Here is a 15,392-nt window from a genome sequence, read left to right on the forward strand (position 1 = left end):
CCCCGTACCGCTTCTGACGCCGCGTGAGACATCTGACGGCGAATGGGACAAGCGGCGCAGGAGACAACCGAAGGGGGTCCGTCACCGTCCTCACGGAACGAGAGGGGTACCGGAGGGGCCGGACGACCGGCCGTCCTCCGGCGCCCCGACGAACCGATCGTGAGGAAGACCGCTTTGATACGTGTCACACGCGGCGTGACCACCGCCGTGGCGTTACTCGCTCTGACGGCGGCGGCGCCCTGGGAGGCGTCCGCGCAGCCGGCACCCGGATCGCCGTCGGCCTCGGCCCCGGGAAGCCGTTCCGGAGGCCTCACCCTCCCGGAGGGCTGGCGGATCACGGGAACCGGAGCGGGCGCACAGCTCGTCTGGACCTCGTCCGAGCCCGTGCCCATGGGCGACGCCCGGGTCGAGTTCCACTCGGGCGACCGGCTCCTCGGCCGCCCGCTCGCCCGGCCCGACGGACGCTCCTTCGCCCTGCCCCTCGGCGACGCCCGGCTCGACGAGGGCGCGCGGCTGCGGGTGACGGCCGGCGGACGACGCCTCGACGCCCAGGGACGCGCCGCCGCGGCCGGCGAGCGTCCCCTCTCCCCCGCGCCCGTGCCGCCGGCCCCGCTGCCCGCGAACCGGGTCGACCCGGGAAGGCCCGGACCGTACCGGACCGTCAGCGGCGAGTACGCCCTGCGGTCCGTGCGCCTGCCGGGCTACCTGGAGCCGGTCGAGATGCGCGCCACGGTCGTCGGCCCGGCCGGTGCGCCGGGCAGGCGCCCGGTCGCCCTGTTCCTGCACGGCCGCCACGCCACCTGCTACACCCCGGGCACCGAGGACGTCCGGATGGCCTGGCCGTGCCCGGCGGGCACCGTGCCGATACCCAGCGAGCGGGGATACCTGCGGGCCCAGCGACTCCTGGCCTCCCAGGGGTACGTGACGGTGTCCGTCGCCGCCAACGGCGTCAACGGCCAGGACGAGAGCGCCGAGGACGCGGGCGCGCAGGCCCGCTCCTCCCTGGTCCGGCTCCACCTCGCCCGCTGGGCGGACTGGGCCGCGCACCCGGCCTCCGCACCCGCCGCCGTGCGCAGGACCGCGCCCGCCGACCTCTCGCGGGTGCTGCTCGTCGGTCACTCCCGGGGCGGAGAGGGCGTCAACCGGGCCGCGGTCGACAGCCTGAACCCGCCGCCGGCCGCCGAGGACGGCTACCGGGGCCCCGTACGGTGGAAGATCCGCGGCACCGTCCTCATCGGGCCCACCGTCTTCGGCCAGAACCCGGCCCCCGACGTGCCCTCCACGACCATCCTGCCGGGCTGCGACGGCGACGTCTCCGACCTCCAGGGCCAGATCTACCTCGACGGAACGCGCGGCGTCAGCCGGGGCACCGCCCTGCACAGCGCGGCCTACGTGGTCGGAGCCAACCACAACTTCTTCAACAGCGAGTGGACCCCGGGTCAGGCGAAGGCCCCGGCCATCGACGACTTCTCCTCGGACGACGGCACCGACCCGGTCTGCTCCCCCGGCACGGCGACCCGACTGACCGCCACGCAGCAGCAGGCCGCGGGCGCGACGTACATCGCCGCCTCCGCCCGGCTCTTCGTCGGGGGCGACGACGCGGTGCGTCCGCTGCTCGACGGCACCGGCCGCAGCGCGCCCTCGGCGGGACCGGCCCGGGTCCTCACCCACGCCGTCGGCGGGCACCGCACCCCGGCCTTCCTGCCGGGATCCTCGGTCACCGTCTCCGGCGGCGGCCGGCTCTGCGCCCAGATCGACCCCGACGCGGTCCGCGCCTGCCTGAGGCCCGAGGCGGGCTCGTCGCCGCACTTCGCGTACTGGGAGACGGCCGCCGAACCGGGCCGTGACGCCGTCGCGATGAGGTGGACGGGCACCGGGAGCCGGGTCGCGGTCCGCGCGTCCCGGCCGGTCTCCCTCGCCGGCGCCGAGTCGCTGGCCCTGCGCGTGATCGTCCCGCCGAACACCACGGGCACCGAGCTGGACGTCGCCGTGACCGACACCTCCGGACGCCGCGCCTCGCTGGGCCGCGCCCGGGTCGACGGACTGCCGGGGAGCCCCCGCACCGCCGCGCACTGGGCCCGCGAAGTCCGCGTGCCGCTGACCGCCGCCACGCGGGCCGGGCTCGACCTCCGGCGGATCGGCACGCTCGAACTGACCCCGCGCGGCGGCGCCGGAAGCGCCTGGCTGATGGACGCCTGGGGCTGGCGCCCCGGCACCCCGGCGGCGCGTCCCACCGCGCTCACCCGCGTCGACATCGGCCGCATGACCGTCGCGGAGGGCGACTCCGGGGTCCGGACCTACCGGGTGCCCGTCACCGTGTCCGGGCGGGGCAGCGGACAGGTCCGCGTCTTCGTGCCCGTGCCGGACTCCGACCGGGTCACCTCCCGCATCGTGACGGTGCGTCCGGGGCGCCACGACATCGACGTGCCGGTCCGGATCCGGGGCAACACCCGCTTCGGCTACGACGTACGCCACGACGCCTTCGTCAAGGCCGTGCGCGGCACCGTGGTCGGCGCGCACCGGGGCGGCGTGACCGCGCGCAACGACGACGCCATGCCCGCCGTGCGCCTGACGCCGGTCGCGGACGACGTGACCGAGGGCTCGGCCCTGACCTGGCGGATGACGCTCTCCGAGCCGGCGGACGTCGAGATCGCGGGCGGCATCCTCCTGAAGCCGGTGACCGACGGCCCGGAGCTCTCGACGGCGGACCTCGACCCGGCGTGGCTGGAGGCCCAGTTGGGAGAGGTGCCGCAGCCGCCGCGGCCGGTGTCCGGGGTGATCGAGGGCGGCACGAGCCTGTGGCTGTCCGTCCCCGCGGGCGCGACGACCGCGCAGGTGAGCATCCCCACCGTGCGCGACGGGGTGGCGGAGCCGACGGAGTCGCTCCGCGGCGCGCCGTTCACGTACGACGAGACCTGGGAGCCGGTCCTGGGCCCGGAGTTCACGGGGCGGGTGAGGGACGCGGCCTGATGGCCCTGTAGGGCCGCCGCTTCCCCAGGGCGCCATGGGGCACCACTTGGTGCCCCAGGGCGCCATTCCGCTCTCCCGAACCGCCCGCCGGCTCCCGGGCCGAGCTGACGGGCGCCTGGACCCAGGCGCTCGGCGAGGTCTGCGTGAGGACCTCGTCCGGCGACGCCCGCTTCGACACCACCGGCCCGCTCGACCTGACCGCGTAGCACGGCTCCACGACTGTCCGGACCGTGACCGGCGACGTGCGGCTGCGCGGCGCCAACGGTGACATCGAGGTCGGCATCCGCGAGGGTGTCGCCGCCTGGCTCGACGCCCACTCGACCTCCGGGCGGGTGCGCAACGCGCTCACCGCGTCCGAGACCCCGGCGAAGACCGAGACACGGTCGAGGTCCGCGCCCGCACCCGGCACGGCAACATCGAGGTCCGCCGCGCCAAGGCCTGAGCGCCCCCGCTCCCCCCTCCCCCCCTTTCACGACAACGCGAGAGGACGATGCTCAGGAGTGGTACATCACCCGGACCAGGAGCGTGCTGTCCGGAAGGCCGTCGACGTACGCGTTGAAGCGCACGTTGGCCGGGTGGGAGCTGCCGTCCAGCCAGCGGCCGTCGAGCGTGAGGAGGGCGAAGGATGGCAGGACGTCCGCCTCCGCCCGCTCCACGAAAGCGGCACGGTCCTCGCCGAACCAGGGCACGGGGTCCCACGTGAACCGCTCTTCGAGGGAAGGGTCCTGATCGAGCGCGCGGATCAGGGGCTGAGCATTGAAGTCCGCCACCACCCGGTCTTGCGTATAGCCCGGATCCTCGGCCGCCCTCCGCGCGAAGTGCGCGTACGGCAGGCTCGGCGGGAAGCCGGCGGCGAAGACCTGCCAGGCGTCCCACCGCTCCCCGGCCTCCCGGGCGGCGGCCACGCGACCCGTGTCGAGGTCGAGCAGGCCCTTGGGGCCCCCGTCGCACAAGGATCGGGGGCGTGACGGGGCGTCCTCGCCCCGGACTATCCGCGGATCGTCCTCATGACCGGGCCGGACGGCGAGGTCCCAGCCGCGCGCGTCGACGAACCAGTAGTCCCACTCCCCCTGCCACTCCTCGTCCGGCTTCCCGTACTGCGCCTCGTACTCGAACGGGGCCATCGCCGCCGCGAGCGCTTCCCGCACTTCATGCGGCTCGCAGGGCGGCAGACAGACGGTGACGACTTGCTTGCTCATGGCCTCTCTCGGTCCGTTCGGGTCAGGCGGTGTTCATGTCGCGGCAGGTGGCCTCATCGTAGGGGCATCCCTGGGAGGCGATTCCGAGGACGACCATGGTGAACAGGCCGGCGATGTCTCCGGCCGCCCCGATACGTCCCACGAAGCGCCCTCCCTTCCCACTGCCCTTGAGGCCGCTCCGGCCCGACGGCGGAGGTCCTTCGGGACCCCATCCGCCCTTGAAGCCCTTGAAGACCATGCGCGTGTCGATGTTCGTCTCACCGAGCTTGCCCGAGTGGTAGATGACCCGGACGTTGGCGTTGCCGTGGAAGCGCTCCGCGACGGCCTGTGCCTGTTCGACGCTGTTCGCCCAGAAGATGACGTTCTGGGTCTGGGGCTTCACCCCCTCGGTGTCCATCTTGTTGTTGATGGTCTTCGCCATATCGTCCACGGACTTGCTGCTGGTGTCCCCCGTGCTCTCGGTGACGTCCCAGGTGTCGACGCTGACGATCTTGCCGTTCATCCAGGTGACCTTGATGAAGTCGGCGGTGGCGCCCGCCACCCGGTGGTCGCCATTGGCGTCGTGGACGAGACCCTTCTTCCCCTCCATCACACTGCTCTTGGCCCCGTCGCTCTGCCACAGGTATTCCTGACCGTTGCCCGTCTTCGCGTCGTACAGCTTCCCCGCCTGCCGCAGGTCCTCGTTCATGTACTCGATCGAGCGGTATTCCGACGGTTTGGAGGTCGGTGCGCCTATGGTGTGCGGAACTCCCTTCTCGTCGTATATGAACCGCCTGGTCTCACCATCCTTGGTGGTGACCTTCTTGTCCGTGAGAGCGTTCTTCGGCTGCACCGCGGGGTTCGTCGCCGCCACGATCGTGTTGCCCGAGCAGGTGGCCATCCCCTCCCAGCACTCGATGGGAAGGAGCCCGTCCGGGTCGCTCTTGGTGATCGGGCTGTTGTTCGCGTAGGCGTATCCGTTGATCTGGAGCGGGTCACCCAGGTCGAGGACGGGGTCGGCCGACAGGAAGCGTCCCGTCGACTGGTCGTACTCCCGCGCGCCGATGTGGGTGAGACCGGTCTCGGTGTCGTCGATGCCCGTGCCGAGGTAGCTGCGGCTGTTGGGCCAGGTGGCCGTGACAGTCCGTGTCTCGCCGAAGGGCTTGAAGGAGCGGCGCATGACCGCTTGTCCGGTCGCGAGCTCGACCGAGGTCGTCGCCGTCCCCACCGGGTCGGCGAGGAGCACATAGAGCTTGTGTGCGGTCGAGGCGTAAGCGCTCGTCCGCACCACCGTGGGCGCGCCCGCGTGGGCATAGGACCGGCTCGCCCGGATCGGCGCCCCGGTGGGATCGGTGGAGACCTCGGTCTCCCCGAGGGTGAGGCTGCTTCCGGCGGCCGAGGTCTTGAGGACCCGATTTCCGGCGGCGTCGTACACGTAGGTGACGGTGTCGGCGCGCACCCACTGCTGGGGGGCGGCCACGGCGCAGGTCGCGACCTGGAGGTCCGTCCCGTCGGCGGTGGTGCCGCCCGGGATCTCCAGGCACTTGCCGGTGGCGGCGTGCAGGACGCTCTTGTCGGCGGGGCGGAACGTGAACTTCTGCGCGGTGCTGCCGTTGCACGTCGCCAGCTGCACGAGGGTGCCGTTGACGGTGGCGCATTTGCCCTGGATCCGCAGGGTGTCCCCGGTGGTCTTCCAGCGCTGGGCCGCGGAGTCGTTGCACCGGAACAGTTGGATCGGGGTGCCGTCGGTGGAGGCGTTGCCCGTGAGGTCGAGGCACTTGCCGGAGGAGACGATCTCCACGCCCCCGTCGCCGGCGCCCTGGGTGGTCGTCAGCTTGTTCTCGGCGTTCCACGTCAGCTTCTGTGCCCCGCCGACCAGGTTGCGGTCGGTGGTGTTGCCGGTGGCCTCGGCCACGTACGTGGGGTCGGTGCCGCTCGGCCGGTCGACGGAGGTGAGGATGTGCGGCTGCGTCAGGGTGGTGGGCTGGGTCCCGTTGTTCGGGACGGTGACGCCGTAGCCGTAGGCCTCGCGCTGGTCGAGCGCCGGGTTGGCCGGGTTGTGCTCGGTCAGCGAGGCGCGGTTGCCGACGACGTCGTAGGTGTACGACTGCCAGTAGGCCGCTCCTGTCGTGGTGACGCTGCCGGTGGCGGGGCCCGCTCGCGTGAGCGAGTTCTGGAGGCCGTCGTCAGGCGTGGTCGCGTCGGTCACCGCGTCCGGTGCCTCGGCGATCGGCCCGGAGGACTGGCGTCCGTCCGCCTGGTAGCCCCAGGTCGTGCCCTCGGCCGCGCCGCAGCCCTTGTCGGTGCCACCGGCCCGGTTCGAGGTCCAGGCGTTGACCAGTTCACCCAGGTAGTCGTAGGTGAAGCACTGGTTGTCCCAGGTGCTCGTCGTGCCCGTGGTCTCCTTCCGTGCGGCGGACGTGACGTTTCCGGCGCCGTCGTAGGAGTAGTACGCGTCGGTGATCCGGTGGGAGTCGGTGGTCTCACGGTCCCAGACCGCGCGCTGGAGGCGTCCACTGTTCTGGTCGACGAAGTTGGTGGTCCAGACCCGGAAGGGCTGGGGGCCGCTGACGGTCCGCAGCGGTTCGCCGTAGGCCGAGTACGTGACGTCGGCCGTGTACCAGGTGAGGCCGGAGGTCGACTCGGGGAGACCGTCGTCGTTGTAGCGGGTGACGACCTTCTCCTGGGACAGGCCTGCCACGGCGGGCAGGGTCGTCGTCAGCGGCTTGCCGCCCGGCGTGTAGGTGGTGGCGTACGCGTACGTGCCCGCGAGCCCGACGGTGCTGGCGTGCGCCGGGACGACGAACTCCTTGCCGGTGACCCGGTACTCGCTGTCGTACGAGGTGACGCGCTCGATCCAGTCGCCCGTGGCGTCGTGGCGGGTCGACGTCCACGGCTTCCCGAGCGAGCCGGGCATGTCGTACGTGAACTCCTTGACCGGCGGGGCGGTGGCGGAGCCCTGACGGACGGCGAGAATGCGGCCGATGGCGTCGTACTCGGTGAAGGTGGTGCGCTGCTTGGAGTCGGTGGCGCTGGTCTGCCGGCCGAGCGCGTCATAGGTGAAGGACGCGTCGCCGATGTCGGGGTCGCGGGAGGCCACCAGCAGGCCCCGTGCGTCGAAGGTGTACGTCCACTCGTTGCCCGCGTGGTCGCGCACCCGGGTGCGGTTTCCGCGGGCGTCGTAGCCGTAGCTCGTGCCGCGCCAGTCATCGCGGAACGTGTCGGTGGAGTGCTCGATCTTGGTGACGCGACCGCGGGCGTCGGTGTAGGTGCGGACCGCGGGGGTGGCCCCGGTGCCCGAGACCCTCAGCGTCCAGTTGTCCCCGTACTCCGTCCAGTTGCTGCTGACCGCGGTGCCGCCGTGGTAAACGACGTCGTTCGTCGAGCGCCCGAGTGCGTCGTACGAGGAGCGGGTGATGGTGGGCACGAGCGTGTCGTTGGCGCGTTTGAACTGCTTGGTCTGGGGCTCGCCCGGAGCGAGGTAGGCACCGGTCCGTTCCCTGACGTGCCCACGGTCGTCGTACGAGGTGTCCGTGACGAGACGGCCCGTACCGTGGGCCTCGCGCTGCTCCTGCACGGGCCGCATCAGACCGTCGTAGAGCGTGACCTGACGTGCGTAGGTGGTGCCGTCGTCCTTGAGCGAGTTGACGGTGACAGCGGTGGGCCGGTTCTCGGAGGTGGTCGCCCGTGCCATCTGGTAGTCGATGACGACGTCGGCGGGTCCGCCGGAGGAGCGGGCGGCCGACCAGCCCTTGACCAGGCGTCCGAGCGCGTCGTACTCGATGCGGATGACCCGGTTGTTGGTGTCCGTGCTGGTCAGTGTGAGCCCACGGCCCGGGTCGAGGGTGGTGCTGGTGGAGTGCTTCTTCGGGTTGATCGTCTTCAGGCCGGTGAGGGCGCCGCCCTCGTCGCCCGGGGTGTAGATCTTCTCGGTCACGCCGCCGAGGGGGTTGGTCACCTTGCGGGGCCGGCCGAGCGGGTCGTACGTGGTGGTCGACGGCGGAGCGAAACCGGTTCCGCCGGCGTCGAGTTCAGAGGCGGAGGTAGGCATGCCCTTGGTCGGGCTCTCGCCCCACTTCTTGTCGTCGTAGCTGGTGCGTAGCGTGCGGATGAGCCGGGTCGCGGGGTCCGCCGTCCCCTGTGCGGCGCAGGGAGTCGCCGTCGAGCGGATCTCCTTGGCCAGGCCGAAGATGTTGACGGTCTCGTCGGGGTTCTCGACGTACGAGGTCGTGACGCACGTGGGATCGGTGACGGTCTCCTTCTGGCCGTCCCAGGTCACCACGGAGGATTCGACCTGTGAGGGCATGCCGTGGTCGGGCTCGACCTCGGTCTCCGTGCGGATCGATTCCCAGCCCGTGCCGGTCGGACGGATGTCGTCCGTGCGCCGGATGCCCTTGCGGTGGGCGGTCAGCACCGGCAGACCGCCCTCGCGGGCGCGGGAGGCGGTCTGCTTGCTCCACGGGAAGGCGAGCGTGCGCCGCGCGACCTTGGCGCCCGCGCCGCCGTAGACGAGCGTCTCCGCGGTCATGCCGGCGTAGGGCTCCAGGTCGGCGGGGGCGAGGGTCTCCTTGTCCGCCGAGTCCTTGACCACGCCACCGGTGCCCAGGAAATAGCGGGTGGCGGAGTGTTCCCGGCGCTGCTTGTCGTATTCGCCGGACGGGCCCTGGCTGCCCTTGTAGGTGTCGACGCGCCGGTAACCCCGCCAGTCACTGTGGGTGCGGAACGTGGGCCGGGCGAACTCGTCCTCGCTCTTGGCCCAGGCGGCGTCGGCGTACTCGTATCGCGTGACGATGCGGTCGGAGACACCGGTGATGCGGTCCGTCTCGGTGACGGTGTGGACGACGTACTTGTTGAACCAGGCCGTTCGGGGGGAGTCGTTCTCGGCGTCGGGGGACCACTTCACCGGGAAGCAGGTGCCGTGGTTGCTCTCGGGCGCGACGGTGGGTTCCTTCGCGCAGCCGCCGGCGTAGGTCACCTCGATGTCCCCGCCGTGCTCGGTGGCGACGGCGCCGATGCGGGGCCGGGTGATGCCCGGACGGGGGTCGTCGGCGTAACGGGGCACGAGGTTCGGCAGCTGCGCGTCCGCCGGGAGGTGGCCGTTCAACGGGTGCGCGGGGCCGGTCCCCACCACGTACGGCTTGAAGGTGACGCCCGCCGGCGACAGCGGGACGCCCGTGGTGACCCCGGGCGCGAATCCGTAGCGGGTGATGGACTGGAGCCAGAGCCCCGGGGCGGAGTCGTACCAGTTACGGGGGAAGGAGTGGCCCAGGACGTAGCGGTCGACCTTGCCGAGGCCGGTCGTGCCGGGCCGGTGGGCGTACGTGGTGACGGCGCCCAGGCGATAGCGGCTCCAGAAGGAGGGGAAGGCCGGGCACATCTTGGAGCTCGACTTGCAGTTGAGGTTGCCGGGAGTGTCCCACCAGGGGCGGTACGAAGCGGGGTCGGCGGTGTTGTCGAAGCGCGTGGGGTCGCAGGCGGAGCCGCCCAGGAGGCAGCGCTCCTCGAGCTCGAAGTCGACCCGGGCGGCGGGTTCGGCGCCGAGGGCCCCCTCGCGCATGCCGTACTCGATGGAGACGGGCGCGCCACCCCGCACATAGGGCTCGGGGGAGGAGAACTTGCGGTTGACCGCGTAGTGGTTCTGTTCCTTGCGCCAGTTCACGATCATGACGTTGCCGTGGACGTCCACGACCTTGTCCAGGCCCCAGTGCCATGCCTGCTGTTCCTTGCCGCAGCGCGAGGCGGCGAAGGTGGCGGAGTGGCAGGGCTCGCCTTCGTGGTTGCCGAAGACCGGAACGGTGAAGACCGAGTTGGTGTCACCGTGGCCGACGACCTTGTTGAGGCCGTAGTACGACCGGACGCCGTCGCGCGAGGTGACGATCCAGTACTCGCCGTCGTCGTCGCCGTTGGTGCCGCCGGTCTTGCGCTCGACGCGTGTGCCGTCGTCGGTCTTCGGCCGGTAGACGTTGCCGGTGCCGACCTTGACCAGCTCCACGGCGCTGCCGCCGTGGGTGAGGACCGCGTTGTCCGAGACCCAGCACAGGTCGGAGCTCTTCGGCTTGGTGCCCGCGTTGTTGGCGGGCCCGTCGGACGTGGCCGCGGTGTCGTCCTTGCAGGGCCGGTAGCGCCGCTCGATGTGTCCGGGGTCGTAGCTCCAGCCCTCGCCCACCCACGACGCCTGTGGCGACGTGGTGGCCGTCTTGCCGTCCACGATCTGGGAGTTGTAGTCGAACGAGACCTTGGGCAGGGGTCCCGCCGGGGTCGGCGGCACGGTCAGCGGATACGACCAGGTGAAGGCCCCGGAGGAGCCACCCGCGGTCCACTGACCACTGGAGAGAAGTGGCGTGGCCTTGAAACTGCCGCCCTCTCCGGCGCCGGAGTCCACGGCTCCCACGACGGCGCTGTCCCCGGCGCCGGCGGCGGCGATGCTCGCGCGGGCGGCCGTAAGGGTGTTCGGGCCGTCCTGGGGCACCATCGCGGGGGCGGGCGAGCCGTCGGCGGAGGGGTCGACGACCGCGGTGAGCGTCTTGCCGTCCGTGTCGTTGACGGTGTCCAGTTCCTCGTAGGCCTGGCACTCCTCCGCTTCGGGGGTGGTGCGGTAGCACTCGGGGAACTGGACGAACGTGAGGCGTGACGCCCAGTCGGCACCGTAGAGGTTCTCGTAGGTGCGGTAGTCCAGTTGCACCTGGACGGGGACCGTGCCGTCGGCCGGAGCGGTCACTGTCAGGAGGGCGCCGTCGATGCCCCCGGCGGTGGTGGTCGCCCGGTCGGCCATCGTGACGCCCCAGGTCCCGGTGGGCACGGCGGCGCCCGGAGCGGGCCCAAGGCGGACCGGGAGCGGACCCGCCGGTTCGAGGCCAGCCTCGGCGGTGACCGACGCCGCCGAGAGTGAGTCGGCCCGGTTCACGAGCGGCGCCGGGGAGCCGAAGGTCACCGTGCCGGCACCGCCCGCCGGCGGCGTGGCGGTACCGGGAGGGGCTTCGTTCTGCGGCGCGGGGGTGTCGGCCGCGATGCTCTTCAGGCCCGTGTTCTGGACTCCGCCGGCGACCTTGGCGTCGGCGGGAAGGGCATCGAGCGCGATCTCCTCACGCGGTGTCTCGCTCTTCGCGGGGTCGGGTGGCAGCGCCACCGCCTCGATGGGAAGGAGCGTGCCCAGCAGCACCGCGCCGAGCAGGGTCGTGCCGAGCGCGCGCAGGCGACGACGGCTGACGGAAGGCGGCGCAGACACGAGTTGTCCCCCCGGACGGTACGGCGGCCCGTCGGGCGGCCGCGACTGGCGCGATTCTCAGACGTGCCGATTCTGCGGGGCTCTCGTGAAGATGGCCACAAGGGTGGCGATCATGTGGGAATCGTCACGCGCACCAATCCAGCGTTCGCCGCCAAAAGTGGTGAACGGAATGGCTGGTGACGAACCGCCAGACACCTCGCACACCATCGCCGGAAGGCGGGGTTCCCTCCCGGTTCAGGCGATTTGTGTCGTCCTGGCGACACACCGGCCGCGCACCGTCCGCCCTCGGACCCGTCCGTGACCGGCACGGATCGTACGGGCATCCCGTGCGCCCTCGCGCGAGGTGCGTCATGATCTGCTCGCATCCGCCGTGCCGCGCCCGGGAATCCGCCAGGTCGCCACGGCCGGTCGAAGGCCGGTGGGAAGCCCGCGGGCCCGGCCTCAAGGGGGGGAAGGACCGCTCATGACGAGCAGAGGGCGACAGGTGTCCCGACGACCGGTGCTCGCGGTCGTCGCGGCGACGGCGGTGCTCGCCGCCGGATTCGCCGCGACGGGGCTCGGCGATCCGCGGCCGGAATCACGTCCGGCACGCGCGCAGGAGCACGCACCGCCGAGAACGGCATCGCTGGACGAGGCCGACGCGGCGACCGCGGCGACCGCGTCCGGCAAGGCCGTCGAGGCCACGGCTCTGCGCACCGCGTACTCCACCACGTGGGCGAGGCCCGACGGCATGCTTCAGCGCCGCATCCACGCCAGCCCGGTCCGGGCCAAGGTGGGCGGTGAGTGGAAGCCCATCGACACCACACTCGCCCGCGTGGCGTCCGGCTGGTCGCCCCGGGCGACTAACACCCGCATGGTGTTCTCCCCGGGCTCCCGCTCCTCGTCGGCCCGGTCGTCCCGGGACGGCGTCGAACGGTCCACGCTCACGGGGGCGGACCGTGCCTCCCGCGCGGGCGGCGGACGCGTCTCGCTGCTTCCGATGGTGGCCCTCCCCGAGAACTCCCTCGCGGTGATCGAGACCCAGGAAGAGGACTGGATGGTCCTGACCTGGCCCGGTCCCATCCCCAAGCCGGTCGTCGACGGCTCCCGGTTGCTGTATCAGGAGATCCTCCCGGGAGCCGACCTCGTCATCACTGCCGACGACAACGGCTTCGCCCAGGTGCTCGTGGTCAAGAACCGTCAGGCCGCGGCTGACCCGCGCGTGGCGCAGCTCGCGTACGGACTCTGGTCCACCCGCCTGGACTTCCGGCTGGACTCCGTGTCCGGCGTGCTCAACGCCACGCGGGACGGCCGCGACGTCATCGAGTCGTCCACGCCCTTCATGTGGGACAGCTCCGGCACAGCCACCCTGACCGACGGCCCCGGCGGCTCGGGCGCGACTCCGCCCGAGCCCGAGGTCCTCCCGACGGACGATGACCCGTCGCCCGACCCCACCGACACGCCGGCGGAGCCCGAGCCGACGGACACGGAGCCGGCGGATCCCGGCCCCACGGAGCCGGTGGACAACGGCGACCAGGGAGACGTCCTGGACGAGGTGCTTCCGGACGCCCCCGAGGGAACCGCCGATCCGTCCTGGACCAGTGCCCCGCTGCCCCCTGTCCCTGCGGAGCCGACCCCCGAACCCACACGGACCGGGGCGGAGGCCACCCTCTCCCTGGCTCCGCTCAACGGCCCCCAGCCGGACTCGCGGGGCGCGCTGGTCGGCACCGACCTGGAGGGCGAGAACTGGGTTCTGACGCCTGACCAGAACTTCCTGTCGGACCCGTCAACCGTGTACCCGGTCTTCATCGACCCTTCGGTGAAGCAGCACACGAACGACTGGACCACGGCCTACAGCCGGCACAAGGACGCCAGCTTCTACAACGGAAAGAACTTCAACAAGGGCGGCACCCACGAGGCACGGGTCGGCTTCGAGTCCGACACCTGGGGGACGTCCCGGTCCTTCTTCAGCATCGACTGGGACTCCGACCTCCAGGACGCCGTCGTCCAGCGGGCGAAGCTGCGCGCCCTGGAGACGTACTCCTGGTCCTGCAACGCGCGGACCATGACCGTGCACGTGACGGGCACGATCTCCTCGAAGACGAACTGGCGGAACATGCCGGTCATGAACAACGCCAACAAGATCGGCAGCGCGTCGTTCGCACACGGCTGGAAGTCGGCCAACTGCCCGGACGATTACGCCGTGTTCGATATCACTCCCACCGCGCAGAAGGCGGTATCCGGTGGCTGGCGTACGTTGACGCTGGGCTTCCGCGCGGGGGACGAGAACTCCCAGTACGCCTGGAAGAAGTTCCAGGCGGACGGTGACTCCGGCCCCTACGTGGACCTGGTGTACAACCGGCCGCCCGCCCCGCCGACCGGTCTCGACCTCGACCCCGACCTCAGCTGCGACACGACGGCGCCATACGTTAACGTCAGCGCCTCCTCGCTCACCTTCTGGGGCAACGCCTCGGACAAGGACGGCAACCTCGCCTCACTGGTCTTCGACCTGTGGCCGTCTGGCGGCTCCACCACGAACCTCCTGGGAGCGAAGGGCACCGTCTCCACCGGCAGCCAGACCAAGTCCGCCCGCGTGCACACCGACCCGGTCCCCACCGGGAACGTGACCGGCGGTCTCAAGCTCGTCAGCGGCAAGACGTACTCCTGGCGCGCCCGGGCCGTGGACAAGGCCGGGAAGAGTTCGGGCTACTCGCACAAGACGACGCCGTGCCGCTTCGTCTTCGACACCTCGCGTCCCACGCCGCCGATCGTCGGCTCGAGCCAGTTCCCCGACGCCGACGCCAACGACAACGGCTTCAACAACGAGCCCGAGGACATGAAGTGGAGCACGGTCAAGTTCGGCACCGCAGGCTCCTTCACCTTCCGCGCCTCCCAGACGGACGTGGTGAAGTTCGAGTACGGCTTCAACCAGGCGTCGTACCCGTTCTCCGTCGCGCGCACCGCGGGATCACCGGTGACGACCCCGACGACGGTCTCCAACGTCAAACCGCCGCTGGCGGGCCCGAACGTGCTGTACGCGCGGGCCGTCGACGGGGCGGGGAACCGCTCTGAGCCGCGGAAGTACTTCTTCTACGTCACGCCGCGCGACAAGGCCGACCAGCCCGGCGACTTCACCGGTGACGCGCTCGCCGACCTCATGGTCGTCGACGCCGGCGGCAACCTGCGCCTCTACCCGTCCGAGGCAACCACCGATCTGCTGAAGGGCACCGGCGACCTCGACTACTCCATGTCCGGCGCCTACCGGGGAAACCCCGACAAGGACCCGACGCGCAACGACGGCAAGCCCGTCTTCATCGGCGCGCCGTCCGGCTACTGGAAGAAGACGCAGATCGCCCATCTCGGCGACGTCTACGGCGGTGACGGACTGCAGGACCTGGTCGCCGTCCGGGAGGGCCGGATGTGGGTCTACCCGGGCGACGGCTATGGAGCCGTGAACGTGGACCGCCGCCAGGAAATCCTGCTCCCCTCCAACGCCCCGGCACCAGCCACGATCACCCAGCTCGTCTCGGCCGGCGACGCCACGGGGGACGGCAGGACGGACTTCTTCGTCAAGGTCGGCGACGCCCTCTGGGCGCTCGTCGGATACAACGGCGCCACCGTGGAACGGGCGGTTCTGGTGTCGTCCTCCGGGTGGCTCGACCAGGACCTCGTCACCGTGCAGGACATCGGCGGGGACGCGGTGACCGATCTCGTCTACCGTCAGCACTCCACCGGTCGGCTGCTCCTGCGCACGGGAAAGAAGGCCGCGTCCGGCACGGGCGTCGACCTGGCCTCGCTGGGAGCGACGACCGCGGAGACCGTGTACGGCTCCGGTGGCTGGAGCCGCACGAGCATCCGCATGGTGTACGGCACCCCCGACGCCACCGGAGACGGCGTCCCGGACGTCTGGACCGTGCGGACCGACGGGGCCGTGCGGTTCTACGCCGGCGCGCCGGGTGTGCTTCCCGGCGCCGGAACGGAGATCGTCAGCGCCACGGGCGGCGGCTGGAAGGGCGTCCTGACCATCGGCTGACCAAGCC

At 71.4% G+C, this 15,392-nt stretch carries 4 protein-coding genes and 1 pseudogene; 3 read left to right on the forward strand and 2 right to left on the reverse strand.

The annotated features are described in order from the left end of the window. The first annotated feature begins 174 nt into the window (after positions 1-174). Positions 175-2,970: an alpha/beta hydrolase family protein gene (locus tag ACFYXU_RS23435; protein ID WP_389459755.1), complete on the forward strand. Its 2,796-nt coding sequence runs from the start codon at positions 175-177 to the stop codon at positions 2,968-2,970. Between the two features lie 77 nt (positions 2,971-3,047). Beyond that, positions 3,048-3,412: pseudogene (locus ACFYXU_RS23440) on the forward strand (hypothetical protein); the annotation flags it as partial. Positions 3,413-3,464: 52 nt separating this feature from the next. Here ACFYXU_RS23440 and ACFYXU_RS23445 read toward each other — a convergent pair. Next, complete coding sequence (locus ACFYXU_RS23445; protein WP_389459757.1) at positions 3,465-4,169, reverse strand: hypothetical protein; 705 nt, start codon at positions 4,167-4,169, stop codon at positions 3,465-3,467. Between the two features lie 22 nt (positions 4,170-4,191). Further along, positions 4,192-11,373, reverse strand: coding sequence for a ricin-type beta-trefoil lectin domain protein (locus tag ACFYXU_RS23450; protein WP_389459759.1), 7,182 nt, complete (start codon positions 11,371-11,373; stop codon positions 4,192-4,194). A gap of 463 nt (positions 11,374-11,836) precedes the next feature. Here ACFYXU_RS23450 and ACFYXU_RS23455 point away from each other — a divergent pair, with 463 nt between their 5' ends. Further along, the gene (locus ACFYXU_RS23455) at positions 11,837-15,385 is read left to right on the forward strand and encodes a DNRLRE domain-containing protein (protein ID WP_389459762.1); all 3,549 of its coding nucleotides are present in this window, start codon (positions 11,837-11,839) and stop codon (positions 15,383-15,385) included. Positions 15,386-15,392 lie beyond the last annotated feature (7 nt).

Origin of the sequence: Streptomyces sp. NPDC002232, assembly GCF_042890295.1 — a bacterium.
Classification (GTDB): Bacteria; Actinomycetota; Actinomycetes; order Streptomycetales; family Streptomycetaceae; genus Streptomyces.